The organism is Echinicola vietnamensis DSM 17526, assembly GCF_000325705.1.
In the GTDB taxonomy this organism is placed as follows: domain Bacteria; phylum Bacteroidota; class Bacteroidia; order Cytophagales; family Cyclobacteriaceae; genus Echinicola; species Echinicola vietnamensis.
This window is the reverse complement of the sequence record NC_019904.1, coordinates 2,242,454-2,258,806: the sequence shown is the minus strand read 5'-3', so window position 1 is coordinate 2,258,806 and position 16,353 is coordinate 2,242,454. Positions and strand designations below refer to the sequence as shown.

General features: G+C 47.9%; 10 protein-coding genes. 9 read left to right on the top strand and 1 reads right to left on the bottom strand.

Translation table 11 applies throughout. From position 1 onward, the window contains the following. Positions 1-86: 86 nt before the first annotated feature. From ECHVI_RS09395 to ECHVI_RS09375, 5 genes are all read left to right on the top strand, one after another. On the top strand, positions 87-5,024 hold the full coding sequence (locus tag ECHVI_RS09395; protein ID WP_015265735.1) for a PKD domain-containing protein: 4,938 nt from the start codon (positions 87-89) through the stop codon (positions 5,022-5,024). Continuing rightward, entirely contained in the window at positions 5,021-6,046 is a 1,026-nt protein-coding gene (locus ECHVI_RS09390; protein ID WP_015265734.1) for a PorP/SprF family type IX secretion system membrane protein, read from the top strand. The genes ECHVI_RS09395 and ECHVI_RS09390 overlap by 4 nt, the downstream gene beginning before the upstream one ends. A 70-nt stretch (positions 6,047-6,116) precedes the next feature. Continuing rightward, positions 6,117-6,548, top strand: coding sequence for a hypothetical protein (locus tag ECHVI_RS09385; protein WP_015265733.1), 432 nt, complete (start codon positions 6,117-6,119; stop codon positions 6,546-6,548). A 169-nt stretch (positions 6,549-6,717) separates the two neighbouring features. Continuing rightward, positions 6,718-6,987: a hypothetical protein gene (locus ECHVI_RS09380; protein WP_015265732.1), complete on the top strand. Its 270-nt coding sequence runs from the start codon at positions 6,718-6,720 to the stop codon at positions 6,985-6,987. A gap of 3 nt (positions 6,988-6,990) precedes the next feature. Then, positions 6,991-7,815 carry a Cof-type HAD-IIB family hydrolase gene (locus tag ECHVI_RS09375; RefSeq protein ID WP_015265731.1) on the top strand — a complete coding sequence of 275 codons (825 nt, stop codon included), beginning with the start codon at positions 6,991-6,993 and terminating at the stop codon, positions 7,813-7,815. Between the two features lie 119 nt (positions 7,816-7,934). Here the strand turns inward: ECHVI_RS09375 and ECHVI_RS09370 are convergent, their stop codons facing one another. Then, a complete protein-coding gene (locus ECHVI_RS09370; protein ID WP_015265730.1) occupies positions 7,935-8,615 on the bottom strand; it encodes a DUF2461 domain-containing protein in 681 nt (226 codons plus the stop codon). Between the two features lie 812 nt (positions 8,616-9,427). On the opposite strand from ECHVI_RS09370, the gene ECHVI_RS09365 reads away from it, so the two are divergent. From ECHVI_RS09365 to ECHVI_RS09350, 4 genes are all read left to right on the top strand, one after another. Continuing rightward, the gene (locus ECHVI_RS09365; protein WP_015265729.1) at positions 9,428-10,783 is read left to right on the top strand and encodes a NarK family nitrate/nitrite MFS transporter; all 1,356 of its coding nucleotides are present in this window, start codon (positions 9,428-9,430) and stop codon (positions 10,781-10,783) included. Positions 10,784-10,801: 18 nt separating this feature from the next. Beyond that, positions 10,802-14,323 carry a nitrate reductase gene (locus ECHVI_RS09360; protein WP_015265728.1) on the top strand — a complete coding sequence of 1,174 codons (3,522 nt, stop codon included), beginning with the start codon at positions 10,802-10,804 and terminating at the stop codon, positions 14,321-14,323. A 193-nt stretch (positions 14,324-14,516) separates the two neighbouring features. Further along, entirely contained in the window at positions 14,517-15,950 is a 1,434-nt protein-coding gene (locus ECHVI_RS09355) for a rubredoxin (protein WP_015265727.1), read from the top strand. A 10-nt stretch (positions 15,951-15,960) separates the two neighbouring features. After that, positions 15,961-16,353 carry a DUF7009 family protein gene (locus ECHVI_RS09350; RefSeq protein WP_015265726.1) on the top strand — a complete coding sequence of 131 codons (393 nt, stop codon included), beginning with the start codon at positions 15,961-15,963 and terminating at the stop codon, positions 16,351-16,353.

Sequence of the window (16,353 nt, the reverse complement as noted above, 5' to 3'; positions counted from 1 at the left end):
AAAAAAGTATTAAACACCATAATAGATATTAAATCCTTAAATTTAGTATTACACTACTTTCATTGGTCAGGCTAGCAGTTACTTTCATGGATAACGCAAAACGCTACCCTTTTCTTCAGTTTTTAATCTTTTTTGCCAGCCTTTCGTTGGCAACTGCGGCCTCCTATGCGCTAGTTGAAAAATGGTCCCCTACCCTTGCTCACGAAAACTTGGTCCCTGATGCTGATTTTGAGTTTGACACGTCAATTTCCTGTAGCAGGGCAGCCATAGCCTTTACAGACCTTTCCTCGGGAGATAGCCTTACCTATGAATGGAACTTTGGCGATCCCAATGCCGGGGAACTCAATACTTCTTTCGAGCAACATCCAATACACGAATTTGTGGGAACGCCCGGGACGTCAACGGAAACTTTTGCTGTTTCTTTGACGGTCACCGAGCCAGACGGAACCCAAAGTACCGTCACCAAAGACATCACCTTAAACCAGGCTCCATCATTGGAAGTGGGTACCGAACAGGACGGTGTGAATTTCGATGATTTGCAGTATGTCATCATCTGTGAAAACGATGATTCCGAATTCGTTTTTTACAACCAATCCACCACGCAAGAGACCAATGTTTCATATACCTTGGACTGGGGAGATGGGTCGGAAAAGTTCACCGGAACGGATTGGACAGAACTTTCCCACTCCTACAGCATGGGGGTTTACAGGCTCATCTATTCTGTCACAGGGCCTACGGGATGTACAGCAACGGAGGAATATGGAATATTTGTGGGATCCAATCCTGCCGTGGGCTTGGGGAATCCCGGCAACACCAATGTATGCGGAGGACAAACCCTCACCTTTCCCATCACCGGCACCGAAAACAATCCCACTGGAACCATTTACACGGTGGATTATTCTGATGGCTCACCGCCCGAGACCTACAATCACCCACCTCCTGCCTCAGTAACCCATACGTTTGATGAATCCTCCTGTGGCGTAAACAGTGGCAACTTCCCCAATTCTTATTCTGTCAGCATCACCGCTTCCAATCCATGCTCCGCGTCCTCTGCTGTGGTCTCCCCTATTTATGTTTCCGAAATCCCCGATCCTGAGTTTGATGCCCCTGAGGAACCGGTCTGTGTGGACACTCCTATTCCGATCCAAAACCTCACTGAATTTGGCGGTGAAGTGACCACTAACGGGGAATGTGAAGATTTGGGCATCTTTGTTTGGCAAATCAGCCCTGAGACAGGCTGGGAACTATCATCCGGCACACTGGGAAACCAGCTCAATCCCAGCGCGCCAAATTCTTGGTCCAATGGGTCCGAAATCATCAGGCCGGTATTTTCAGAAGCGGGAACGTACACCGTCCGGTTGATTACCGGGAACCGTTGTGGCATCAACGAAGAAGTCAAAACCATCTGTGTCAACGAAACTCCAGAACCGGCTTTTGAACTGAGCACCACCAGTGGCTGTGGGCCATTGGCCGTCAGCGTCACCAACACCTCCTTTGTGGATACCAGCTGTGGTGAAAATGCTGTTTACAATTGGTCCATCCAGTATCAAAGTGCCTTTTGTGGCAGCGGAGCAAATTGGGAATTTTCTGAAGGCACCAACCAAAACTCCGTTTCTCCCGCATTTAACTTCCTCGGATCAGGGCGCTATACCCTTAACCTCAGCATGGAAACTAACTGCGGTACTTTTTACGCCAGTGAAGAAGTAGAAGTCTATGCTCCGCCCTTGGTGGAGCTTTCTCCTATCTCCAGCATATGCGAGCCTACGACCATCACCCCATCAGCAACAGTAGAAATATGTGACATCGGCGAGGCCACTTACCAGTGGACTTTTGTGGGAGGAAGCCCCTCTTCCTCCACCACCCTGGACCCTGGAGAAGTGCTTTTCGATACGCCTGGAGAAAAAACCATTATCTTGTCTGTCTCTTCTGCTTGCGGCGTCTCTGAAGACAGCGTTTCATTCTTTTATAATGTTCCGCCCGTTGCAGAGGCTGGCGATAATAGCACCATTTGTTTGGGTGAAACCGTAGCACTTGCTGCAGCGGGTCCTTCCGAGGACAACCTTAGCGTCCAATGGAGCAGCCCAAACAACACGTCCATTGCCGATGCCAATTCACCTTTGGCCATTGCCTCTCCTATCGAAACCACTGTTTTTTCCTTAAGGGTGACCGATACCGAAACGGGCTGTTTCAGTACGGATGAGGTCACCGTGACAGTGGAGCCGGCTCCCGTCATCACCTTTTCCCAGCCCGATCAAGTCATCTGTTCGGGCGAAACGTCCACAGCCGTAACACTTAGCTCCGCTCCCGGAACCACACTGGAATGGACAGCTGACTTTGGCCCAGTCACGGGAGGCCTGTCGAACGGCACCACTGAAATTCCCGCCCAAACCCTCATCAACCTATCCAGCGCTCCTGTGGATGTAACGTTCACAGGCATCATTACCGACTCGGACCAAGGTGCCTGTGCCGTACAGCCTGCAACTTATACCATCACGGTTCAGCCTGAACTGAATTATCCGGATGCCGCATTGGAAATCTGTAATGGAGAAACGTTCAATTTCCTGCCAGAAAACCACATTTCTGGCGCTGGATACCAGTGGAGCGTCCTTGATCCGGGGCCACTAGCAGGCACCAACGACCAAGCGACTGCTTCCGCATCGATCAGCCAAACACTCATAAACCCTGGCAATTCATCTGCAGCAGCCACTTATGAAATCACACCAGTGCTAGAAGGCTGCCAAGGGGACCCCTTCGTACTTCAGGTAACGGTCATTCCTTCATCAAATTTATCCATATCATCCGTCAGTCAAGAAATCTGCAGCGGCAGCGCCAGTGAGGAAGTAACCTTATCCAACAATATCCCTGATGCTGATTTTTCGTGGACTGCCACCGCAAACGGTGCGGTCGGCGTCATCACGGCAGGTGATACTCCCACCATTCCAGCAATGGAATTGACCAATCCGACGGATGCTCCTATCCAAGTAATTTTTACCGGTACCAGCTCGGCCATGTCCCAAGGAGACTGCGCCGGAAACACCGTATCGCATACCGTCACCGTTTATCCAGCGATTACCATCCAAGAAGACATGACCGACTATTCGGGATATGCGATCAGTTGTTTCGGGGCCAATGATGGGAGGATTGCCGTAGTCCCCACGGGAGGAAATGGCCAATATCAATATGCTTGGTCCGGCCCTGATGGATTTACAGCTACAGATGCTGTGATCGAAAATTTAGCCGTAGGCACCTATGAACTGACCGTCCAAGATGGAGCTGGCTGTGAGGCCACTTCATCCTACACGTTGACATCTCCAGCACCTGTCCAGGTAAACCTGGTGGAAACCACTGCAGTGTATTGTGCAGGGGAAGCTACCGGGGCCATTTCGATGGAGGCCACCGGTGGAAACCCCAACATCCCCTTTACCTATTCATGGCAAAAGGATGGTCAAGCCTTTGGACAGACTGGAGCGGAAATAAACAATCTTCCTGCTGGGGAGTATACCCTGACAGTTTTTAACGGAGACAACTGTGCCACCACCTCCCAATCCATTACCATCACAGAGCCGGACAGCCCGCTACTTATCGCCTATGAAAAAGAGGATATATCTTGCTATGGAGCCAATGACGGAACCTTGGCATTGGACATCCAAGGGGGCGTGCCACCCTATACCGTTTCATGGGATTTTGGCTCCTCCCAGCTGGCATTTACCGATCTCGGCCCGGATGTTTACACCGTAACCGTTGCTGACCAAGCTGGCTGCATCAAAACGGAAAACATCACAATAGAAGATGCCCCGCTGTTTCAGGTGACCCCTTCAGTATCTCAAATTACCTGTACAGGCGCCAACGACGGCAGCAAACAGCTAGACCTCCAACAAAACAACCTCGATTACACGATTCGGTGGGACCATGGCCCTGAACTCGAAAATATTTTCAACCTCTCTCCCGGCAGTTATGGGGTGACCATCGAACAAGCTGATGGCTGTAGCATTCGACAGGAATTTAACCTCTTGGAGCCAGCTCCTTTGGTCATCGAAAGCCAGGTAGTGGATGCCCTTGACTGTGACAATCCCCAAAGTGGGAGCCTCTCCATTGGCATTTCCGGGGGGACTCCTCCCTATGCCATCACTTGGAGCAACGGCGCCACGACACCTGAGCTTTCCGGACTCACTGCCGGGCAATATCAAGTCAGTGTCACGGACAATGCCGGCTGTAATGTGGTAAAACAGATGGAAGTCAAACGACCCGCCCCCATCGAGGTCATAAGCACCCGAAACACCACGGTCGCTTGTGAGGCCAATCAAGTCACCGAAGAGATTGCCTTGTCCATCTCTGGAGGAACACCCCCCTACAGCATTAATTGGTCTGGCGGGGAAATTACCAATAACGGTCTAAACATGACGACTACCGCTTCTGGCCTATTCACTGCTGAAATTACCGATGGCAGCGGTTGTTTGGTCTCTGAATCCTTTTCGGTCGAAAACCCACCTACGGTCGTAAATGCTGCCGTCTCTTCAGAGGCCTTTGCCACACATAATGCTCATTTGGCCCATTTTGAAGTAGCCTTCCAGAACTTGTCGACAGGAAGTATTACACACTATTTCTGGGATTTTGGCGATGGCACCACCAGTACCGAAGAGCACCCCAGACACACCTATAAAAGTGCTGGCACCTACCAAGCCACCTTGGTGGTCACGGATGCTTTTGGTTGTACTTCCGAAACAGTATTGCGTGTGGAAGTCACGGATCACGCCATCATGGTACCCAATGTCTTCTCGCCGAATGACGATGGGCTGAATGATCATTTCTTTCCAAAGTTCCGCTTGATCAGCACCTTGGAATTTTGGGTATTTAATAAATGGGGCGAGGTGATTTACCATACAGAAGACCTCAATGCAGCTGGGTGGGACGGCACGGTTAACGGCACTCCAGCGGATGCGGGGAACTATGTTTACAAACTAAACTACACGACTATGGATGGTCGTTCGGACACGATGACGGATGTATTTATGCTCTTGAAATGATGAAAAAGTTAACGATAGTTTGGCTACTGATGATAACGGCTTTGGGGAGCACCAAAGCCCAGGATTTCCAGTATTCCCAATTCTATGCAGCTCCGCTCTACCTAAACCCAGCTATGGCAGGGGCCACGGAACTGACCCGCGTGGGAGCCAACTACCGCAAGCAATGGCCAGGATTATCCAATGACTTTACCGCTTATGCAGCTTATATCGACCATTACAGTTATGATCTGAATAGCGGCTTTGGCTTAGCAGTCAACAGTTTTCGTGAATCCAACATGAACATAAACACCAGCGATATTTCCCTCTTTTATTCCTATAACCTACAACTGGCAGACACTTGGCACCTACGGTTTGGCGGCCAAGCAGCCATCGTACGGAGAAGTGCAGTGTTGGACAACCTCGTTTTTGGCGACCAGATAGATGTGTTTTCACAGACCATCGCCCCAAACACTTTAGACCAAATCCCAGCATTTGACCCCTACAGTTACCTGGACATTTCTTTTGGAACTTTGGTCAATAATGACTTTTTCTTCTTGGGCATCGCTGGCCACCATGTCAATCAACCACGGCTGAGTTTCTTTCCGGACAATAGCCAAAACACCTTACCCTTAAAAGTAGGGATACATGGCGGCTACAACATCCCTCTGGGCTCCAATTACCAATGGGGATCGCCGTTTGACAACCAAGTGACACTGCTGGCCAGTTATAAGCAGCAAGGACCATTTAAGCAACTCGATATAGGGACACAGCTGCTCTATGGAAAGGTGATCGGCGGGCTCAGCTATCGCGGCATTCCCAGCACCCAATACAGCCCAAACCACGACGCGATCATAGCATTACTGGGAATCAAACTGGATGCTGGATTTGTCATTGGCTACAGCTATGATTATCAGTTATCGCCTATTGGCAGCCAAACCAAAGGGGCCCATGAAGTCTCCTTTCGCTACCTGTTTCTTTGGGGAAACCCCAAGGACCGCAACCGCAAATCTCGCATCAACGATTGTTTTTATTATATGATGTAGCGCATTATTGTGGCAAATTATATTTTGACTTTATTTAATTTAGGTTAAATTTGAAAAGAAACGTCATCAAATGAGTCCATTAAAGTCTACCTATTGGTTATTATTTTGTAGCCTAATCTTTGCATCCGGCTGCAGCTGCAATCCTGAAAAACTTATCCAATGGGTAGCCAGCAGCGATCTATTTAAGGGAACAGAAGAGGTAAAGGCAATCGGTGGATTTGGCAGAGTAGCCTCAAGCTTTCATAAAGATTACGGTAATGACAGCAGCAAAATAGAGCTTCGTCTTTATGACGGTACCCATCCGGAACTTTATGAAAACGAAGCCAATATTGCACGTTTGTGTGCCAAAGCATTTGTGGAAGCCTCAGACAGTCATGACTATCAAGACATCGAAGTTTTCATCATTAAAACGGATGCTAACGATCCCTTTAAAGCCATCTATCAAAGTCAGTATCTCTTTGAAGTGGCCAGTTTGACCAAAGACACTCCTCCTGCAAATTGATCGGGCTGAAATGGGTGGATGTTGAAAAAAGTCACCGCTGAGAAAAAAAATCATTACCGCACCCTCTATTGCCAGTAGGAGCTTCCATCCCAATGGTTCACCGGTTGGGCGATACCGTTTCACCGAACTTGTATACTTTTAAATTCCAGGCCAATAAATTGTAATTATTATGGATTATAACTTTCCCCCTCATTCACCAAAAGACTCTCCCATGACGGTGGGGGATTGGATCATCACCTTACTGATTTCCAGCATTCCCATCGTTGGGTTTATCATGCTGATCGTTTGGGCAGTGGACAAGACCACCCCTACCACCAAAGCCAATTATGCCAAGGCTGCATTGATCCTCTATGCCATCTCTGTGGTATTAACTGTTCTATTCATAGGTGTAATCGGATTCAGTTTCTTATCTTTAGAAAATTTTGATTCAATAAAGTAACCCATGCAATTCAAAGCGCTTTGTACCGACATTGACGGTACATTACTGGACAAGAACCGTCAAATTTCCGATCGAACACTTGCGGCCATTGCGCAGCTTCCTGCTGACTTCCCGATCATTTTGGCATCTTCCAGGATGCCAAGTGCCATGCGGCATCTCCAGGCCTCCATGGACAGGCTTCAAAACCCCATGATATGCTATAACGGTGGATACATCATCCATTTCAATGGCCACGAGGAGGAATTTGAATTGCTGGATACGGTAAAGATCCCACTGGACATCTGCCATCACATCCAAGGACTTGCCGAAGGAACAGCAATCCATGTCAGTGTTTACCATGAGGACGAATGGTATGCCCCCCAAGATGATTTTTGGACCCAACGGGAAATCACCAGCACCAAGGTAACACCGGTCATCAAGCCTTGGCAACAGGTGATGCCGGACTGGGAGGCAAGAAATGCAGGAGCCCACAAAGTCATGTGTATGGGGCCAGCGGAGGAAATAGATCGGCTCTTCAAGGCATTGGAGGACCAAAAAAATGAAGCCCTACACCTTTACCGCTCCAAGGATACCTATATTGAAATTGCCCCAAAGGCCATTTCCAAGGCCAGTGCCTTAGAACAACTATTGGAAAAAAAATATGGGATTTCCCTTTCGGAGGTAATAGCTTTTGGTGACAACTATAATGACATAGAAATGCTACAGGCCGTAGGCTACGGCGTGGCTGTCGGCAATGCCCGTGAGGAAGTAAAAGCCGTTGCAGATGAAGTCACTGCGACCAATAAAGAAGATGGTGTCGCGATAATGATCGAAAAACACTTGCTTTGAGGCATACGATTGGCCACGCCCTGATTTGATCCCAATACCAGGAGCGCAAGGCCTCGAATGACCCTATGTTAAATGCTGTTTTGCCCCTTGCATTCAGCAAACGGACACTTTTCCTGTCCCTAAATAATCCCTTCACCGCCTTCTGCGTCATCGACTGCCCTGGCCAAAAACGCATGAAATACCGTCATTTTAGCAAAATGCTGCATACAGGTCTCCACCAACTTATCCGATAACACCTCTTCATCAGACAAAGGGTGTGTCACGACAAAACTCTTCAAACGCAACAGTTCGATATGCGGATGGTCCGCACTATAATCCCGAGGAGACGTTTTCAACCGTTCTCCATGAATCTCACCAAAAGCAGACTTAAAAGTTGGGCCCTCGATAATCTGCTGCAATTCTGCCCCTGCGTAATCAATCTCTTGTCTTATTTTTTTCAATTCCTCAGCAGCAGGCATCCATATGCCACCGGCTAAAAAACTCTCCCCCGGCTGTACATGCAAGTAATACCCCGGGCCAACGGACTTCTTGCCCCCAGGAGAAAAATACGCCCCCATATTATTTTTATAGGGAGCCTTGTTGGCACTGAAACGGATATCACGGTTTTGTCTAAAAACACAATCCTTTGGCCTGAGGCCATCCAACCCTGGTGCTGCCTTCTTCAATTCCTCCAACAAACTATCCACCGTTACTAAAAATCCCTTTCGAGTATCCTGATACCAATCCCTGTTGGCATCCATCCATTCCTTACTGTTGTTTTCAGTTAGTGCTGTCAAAAATTTTAAGGTATCCTTGTTCATGGTGCTTTTTACTCATTACGTTATCCCCTAATTACTAAGATAGCAACCAACGGAATATAAAATAGTTTCTGCTCCGTAATCTTTCAGAAATTAATACCGGGACCTCAACAGGTTATCCTTCCCTCTCTTAAAAAGCACTGACCTCACCTCAGGCTTCGACCCTTGCATGATAAAAATCCATCTCACTGCTGCAAAAACAGGTTATAAAAAAAACCATCCCTCAGACATATTACGTAAAACTTAAATATTTACGTAATTATTTTTACGTACTTATACGTATTTTAAAAAATATTACTTACCTTAGCAATTGTTAGTAGTTCACTAAACACTATCCCATTAGCAGCTATAAGCATAGACAAGGTATTTAACCAGTAAAAGGAATACGCCAAAATACCTTTCTATGTGCTGTTAACCACAAAAAAGTAGATTTGGTCGATACCATAAACCCAATAGCCGGCAAACTTATAGTAACGTAATTCTACGTAATAATGCTAAACCTTGCCATATGGACTATTACCATTACTTAAAATAAGTTTGAGTAGACAATAAGGTTGAACAAAGAGAGGCGACAAGGCAAGCCCAACCCACGTGAATGCACCTTCTCTTAGTTGAGGGAAAACGAAAAGGTGACACCATGTAAGGTTGGCTTACTTTGCCCTTCAGTCTTACGATTTGCTCCCGCTAAAAATAAATAGTTCTCTGCTTAGGAATGGAGTCTGGATCTACTGGTCCGGGTTCCTCCTTTCCTTGACACCAAGAAAAGGCCAATAGTCCTCTCCAAATCAGATGTCCAACGATTAACCAATAATGTCATGAAACAAGCAATAAAAAAAGCCACATCAATCCGATTGCTGGATTTTAAATCCCGGCAAATGCGGGCATTTCACCTATCATGGTTTGCCTTCTTTTTATGCTTCTTCGGTTGGTTCGGAATCGCTCCACTAATGACAGTGGTTCGGGATGAGCTTGACCTTACCAAATCACAAATTGGCAATATCATCATCGCTTCTGTATCGATTACGGTAATTGCCAGACTGATGATCGGTTGGCTCGTAGACAGGATCGGACCGAGGATCACGTACACTTATCTATTGATCTTGGGATCTATCCCGGTGATGCTGATCGGACTTAGCAACAGCTACGAATCCTTTCTGCTCTTTCGTTTGGCCATCGGGGTGATTGGATCCTCTTTTGTCATTACCCAGTACCATACTTCCGTGATGTTTGCCCCTAACTGTGTGGGCACCGCGAATGCTACATCTGCCGGATGGGGCAACATGGGCGGTGGGGTAACCCAAATGGTCATGCCGCTGATATTTGCCTTTTTTGTATCCTTGGGCTATCTTGATGCACAAGCATGGCGTTACGCCATGGTCGTACCTGGCATAGCCATGATCCTTACGGGCATTGCCTATTACAAATGGACTACTGATTTTCCAGAAGGCAACATCAGTGACCTGAGCAAAGCAGACCTGGAATACAAGAAAAAGAAAAAAGCTGACGGCCAGGGCGCCTTCAAGGCTGCCATCTCTGATCACCGGGTATGGGCGCTGTTCCTCATTTACGGAGCATGTTTCGGCATCGAGCTAACGATAAACAACATTGCAGCTATCTATTACCATGATTTCTTCCAATTGGACCTCAAAACAGCCGGGCTGATTGCAGGACTCTTCGGCGTCATGAACTTGTTTGCCCGATCTGTAGGCGGCATGTTCGGAGACAAAGCAGGCATCAAATGGGGATTAAAAGGCCGGGTAGGTTTTCTGGGAGCGGTGCTCTTGGTAGAAGGCTTGGCATTGACACTGTTTGCCCAGATGACGGTATTGCCACTGGCCATTGGAACCATGATCTTGTTCAGCCTTTTCGTCCAAATGGCAGAAGGGGCCACCTTTTCTGTCGTTCCTTTTATCAATAAAAAAGCCATTGGCACCATCTCAGGAATCGTAGGAGCCGGAGGAAACGCGGGAGCGGTCATGGCCGGATTCCTCTTCAAAATGGAAGGGATCTCCTATGGTGAAGCGTTGACCGTGTTGGGCATCGCCGTAACCGCCATCAGTGCCTCTTCGCTTTTGGTAAGGTTTTCCGCTGAAGATGAAAAAGCAGCCAAAACCGAAATGGATGCCTCGCTTTCCGAAAAAGAACTTCAGCCAGAATATGTAAAAAGCTAAAGCAAAATCACTATTCCCATGTCAACGGCCAAACCTGAAAGCTATAAAAGTACTTGTTCTTACTGTGGAGTAGGTTGTGGAATCATTGTCAACAAAGACAATAAAGGCAGAACCACTGTCGAAGGAGACCCTGACCACCCCGTAAACCGCGGCATGCTGTGCTCCAAGGGCATGAACCTGCATTACGTGGTAGAAGACAAGTCAGACCGACTGCAGTACCCCCAAATGCGCTGGGGCAAATCCCATCCACTGGAAAGAGTGGACTGGGACACGGCCTTAAGCCGGTCAGCGGCAGTTTTCAAGTCCATCATCAAAAAGCACGGCCCGGATGCCGTAGCCTTTTACGTCTCCGGCCAATGCCTTACGGAAGAATACTACTTGGTCAACAAGCTCTCCAAGGGCTTCTTAAAGACCAATAATATCGACACCAACTCCCGGCTATGCATGAGCTCGGCCGTCATGGGATATATCAAAACATTGGGAGAGGACAGTGTCCCGATCTCCTACGAAGACATCGAATTAGCAGATTGCTTCTTGGTGGCTGGTGCCAACCCCGCTTGGTGCCACCCCATTCTTTGGAGACGCGTCGAAAAGCATAAAGAAGAAAATCCAGATACCAAGATCATCGTGGTAGATCCACGGGTCACACAAAGCTGCTCGCTGGCAGACCTTCACCTTCAGCTAAATCCGGGCACCGATGAAGTCCTTTACTTGGCCATCGGCCGCTGCTTGATCGAAAACGGAGATATCGATGTGGACTTTATCCAACACCATGCCGATGGCTTCGATGCATACAAGGAGCTGGTCATGGAAACCTCCCTGGAATCGGCCGCGGCCACCTGTGGGGTACCTGTAGAAGACATTAAGCTGGCGGCCAGCTACATTGGCGATGCCAAAGGATTCCTTTCCCTATGGGCCATGGGGCTTAACCAAAGTGCTGAAGGAGTCAATAAAAATCTCGCCCTGATTGACCTGAACCTGATTACCGGACATATCGGCAAACCGGGATCTGGGCCTTTCAGCCTCACCGGACAACCCAACGCCATGGGTGGTCGGGAAGTAGGCGGAATGGCCACTTTACTTGCATCCCACCGAAACCTGATGAATCCGGAACACCGACAAGAAGTCGCTGATTTCTGGGGAGTGGACAGCCTACCGGACCAACCGGGAAAAACTGCCACGCAGATCTTTGAAGGCCTTGAAGAAGGGTCCATCAAAGCCCTATGGATCATCTGTACCAACCCGTTGGTCAGCATGCCGGATGCTCGCCGTGTGGAAGCAGCCATGAAAAAAGCCAAATTCGTGGTGGTTCAGGATATCTCTGCCAAAGCAGAGGCCATTCCATATGCTGACTTGGTCCTTCCTGCTGCAGGATGGGGTGAAAAAGAAGGCACCATGACCAATTCCGAACGTCGGATCAGCTACCTTAACAAGTTTACCGACGCTCCCGGAGAGGCCCTACCGGACGCTGAAATCCTACTGAAATTTGCCAAAAAGATGAATTACAGTGGATTTGACTTTAAAAACATGGCGGAGGTCTACGCCGAATATTGTCAACTCACCAAAGGAACCAATATTGATATTTCTGGCCTGGACTATGATTACCTAAAATCCAACGGCACCGTCCAATGGCCCTTTACCGACAAATCCAAAGGCGGTACCGCCAGACTATTTACAGATAAAAAATTTTACACCCCGAACGGCCGTGCCCAAATTCTCGCCAACGGCCCTAAAAACAAAACGGAACTCCCTTCTGACGATTATCCACTGATCCTCACCACTGGTCGGATCAGGGATCAATGGCACACCATGACCCGTACCGGAAAGGTGTCCAAATTAAACAAACATATCCCTACCCCCTTCTTGGAGATACACCCTGAAGACGCTGCGGAAAGGAACCTAAAGGATGGCGAAACGGTCTTGATTTCCGGCAAACGCGGTGAAGTCCGTGTACATGCCCAAATTACGGATAAAATCAAAAAAGGGGTGGTATTTTTGCCCATGCACTGGGGGAAAATACTGCAGAATGATTTTTCACGCACCAACAACCTCACAGGAAACGGCATTGATCCCGTATCCAAGCAGCCGGACTTTAAATTTTCGACTGTCCAGGTAGCCAAATATGTCAAGCCCCGGCAAAAGATCGTCATTGTGGGAGCAGGAGCAGCGGCCTACCGTTTTATCAATACCTACAGGGAATTCAATCAAAACGACGACATCCACGTTTTCTCCAAAGAAAAACACCCCTTCTACAACCGCGTGCTGTTACCGGACTATGTCAACCGTCATAAAGCATGGGAAGACTTACTGAAGTTTAAGAACCAAGGGGACATGGAAAAGCTGAACATCCAGCTTTACGTAGAAAACGGCATTGAATCCATTGACCGATCCAACAAAACCGTGACCGATGAAAAAGGGCGTGTCCACCACTATGACACCTTGATTCTCGCCACGGGAAGCCGGGCTTTTGTCCCACCGGACATGCCCATGCACCTCCCCGGCACCTTTACCATGAGAAGCCGATACGATGCTGACAAACTAAAGGAATACCTTAACTACGAAGGCAATGTGCTGATTGCAGGAGGAGGATTGCTCGGACTGGAACTAGCTGCCGCGCTGCGGGAAATCAATGTGGGCGTGACCATTGTCCAACTCGGTTCCAGGCTCATGGAGCGCCAACTGGACCCAATGGCCAGTTCATTATTGCGTGAGCGAATAGAAGAAATGGGCGTCAAACTCTACATGAACAACCAAATCGCCCACTTGGACAGCCATGAAGCCACCAAGGAAGTGGACGTCCGCCTGAAAAGTGGTCAGGAGATCCATTGCAACGCCGTGGTATTGGCCATTGGTACCCGTCCAAACATGGAACTGGCCAAATCTGCCGGGCTCACGTGCGGAAGGGGCATCAAAGTCAACGACTACCTGCAGACCAGTGATCCCTCGATCTTTGCCATGGGCGAAATAGCAGAGCACAAGGGCAAATTGAATGGCATCACCGCAGCAGCTGAAATGCAAGCAGACATTGCTGCGCGGTTCATCACCGGAGATTTGCTCAGCTTATACAAAGGCTCCATTCCGATGAATATCCTGAAATTTGCAGACTTGGACCTTTGCTCTATCGGCATTCCTGAAGTACCTGCAAATGGTGAAGGCTATGAAGAAATCCTCCTGATCGACACCGCTCAGACCTATTATAAAAAATGTATTGTACACCATGATCGATTAGTAGGTGCCATTCTGATGGGCGACAAATCCGAATTTGCAGAATTCAAAGGCCTGATAGAGGAAAAAACAGAGCTTTCCAAAAAGCGACAAGAACTCCTCCGCGGAAATGCTAACAAAGAGGAAATGATCGGCGAGATGGTTTGCTCCTGTGGGAATGTGGGCACGGGAAACATTTCCAAGGCCATCCAAAACGGATGTCATGAATTTAGGCAGCTTTGCCAACAAACCGGAGCCGGACTGGGCTGTGGAAGCTGTAAACCGGAAGTAAAGAGTATCCTGGAAACGGAACTCCCGGCATTGGTGAAAGCATAAGCAACCGGTAAGCATGACGGGCTGACTATGTGGAACCTTTGAAAAACAGCCGCCGTCCTCGTCATGCTCCCTACTGCTTTTCCAAAAACTCCCATCACGCTCAATACACCTAAAATAAGTAAAAGTGAAAAGCAATAGGGACGACCTTTCCTGTTTAAACCTTAACTTTACATTAGCTTAAAGTAAACAAACAATGCAAAAAGCGGACTTAGTACGGGTATTTGTAAAAGGTGGCATCATCTCACCTGGCGATTTCCTGAAAACGATCAATACCGCCAACGAGCTTGGCACCAATTATATCCATTTGGGATCCCGACAAGACATCCTTTTTCCTGTCAAGGACAAGAACCTTCAGACCTTGGAAGAAACGTTCAGTGCCATCAATACTGCTTACGATACCGATGGCGAAGAATTTCACAATGTAGTGACCTCGTATACGGCATTGGATGTCATGCCCACCACCCACTGGCTGGCTTCCCACACTTACCATTATATCTTGGACACCTTTGATTACCTACCCAAGCTGAAGATCAATATTACCGACCCTGTACAAAGTTTGGTTCCGCTATTTACCGGCAATATTAACTTCGTCGCTTCTTCTTTTGACAACTACTGGTACCTGTACATGAGGTTTTCGGAAATTGATGCCAAACCCTGGTGTGCGCCGGACCTTATCTATGGATACGACCTGGCAAGGATGGCAAAAGTCATCGAAGAAATCAATCCGGTCAAAAGTGGCCTGCAATATCCAGAAATCTACGAAAAAGCAAAAAGCATCACCGCCCCTAACACCAGTCCTTTGGAGCAGGAGCTGGACTACCCGGAAGCCACTTCCCCTTATTATGAGGGCATGAACCGTATTGTAGGCGGGAAATACTGGCTGGGGCTGTATTGGCGAAACAACAAGTTTACGATTAACTTCCTCAAGGCCCTTTGCCAGCTGTGCATTGACACCAACATCGGTAAAATATCGCTAACACCTTGGAAATCCATTATTGTCAGGGGAATTGCCGAAAAAGACCGGTTGAGTTGGGAAAAATTATTGGGCAAGTTTGGCATTAATATCCGCCACAGTTCGCTGGAATTAAACTGGCACCTCCCGGTATTGGACGAGGAAGCCCTGGAGATCAAAAACTATTTGGTAAGGGCGCTGGATAAGCAGGACATCAGTACGTATGGGCTGAGCTTCTCGGTCAAGACCAAACACATGGCTCTTTTTACATCAGTGGCCATCGAAAAAGCCAAAAAAGAATCGGATTCAGAGCCTGACACGTTTAATATCCAGTATTCCAAGGATTTTAACCCCAATCTATCCGAGTATTTCTATTATGCCAAAAAGGTGCCTTTGGACACCATTCCTCCACTATTGATCGAGCTGAGCTACAAGTATTATGACCAACTCGAAGCCAAAAAAAGCCAAGATGAAATTGTGGAGACTGAAAAAGAAAAGACACAGCGGCCGCACAGGAAATACCAATGCTCCAATTGCCTGACCATTTACGACGAAAAATACGGGGACGAAGATGCCGATGTTCCGGCAGGCACTTCTTTTATGAAACTTCCAAACAGCTATTGCTGTTCGGTCTGTGAAAGTCCAAAGTCCGCTTTCAAGCTTATCAACAAATAACCCTTGGCATATGAAACTTCGCATCAACAATAACGCTGTTCGGTTAAGACTTACCCAAACGGAAGTCCAGCAAGTGGCTGCCGGGAAATCAGTATCTGAGCACCTATACCTCGGCAGCAAGGAAATGGGCTTGGCCTATAGCTTGGTTGTGGACCGAGAGGCCTCGGAAGTGAAGGCGTTGTTTAAAAACAACCACCTCAACGTCATCATCCCTGAAACGTTGGCACTTGACTGGGCGTCAACGGACGAAGTCAGCATTAAACATGTCCAACACCAGGGCGAGCCTTACGAAAACATTTTGTTGATCGAAAAGGATTTCCAATGCCTCCACAAGCGGCCTGATGAAGATGAAAGCGATAATTTCCCCAATCCAAAATCATTGGAAGATTACAAAAACTGCTAG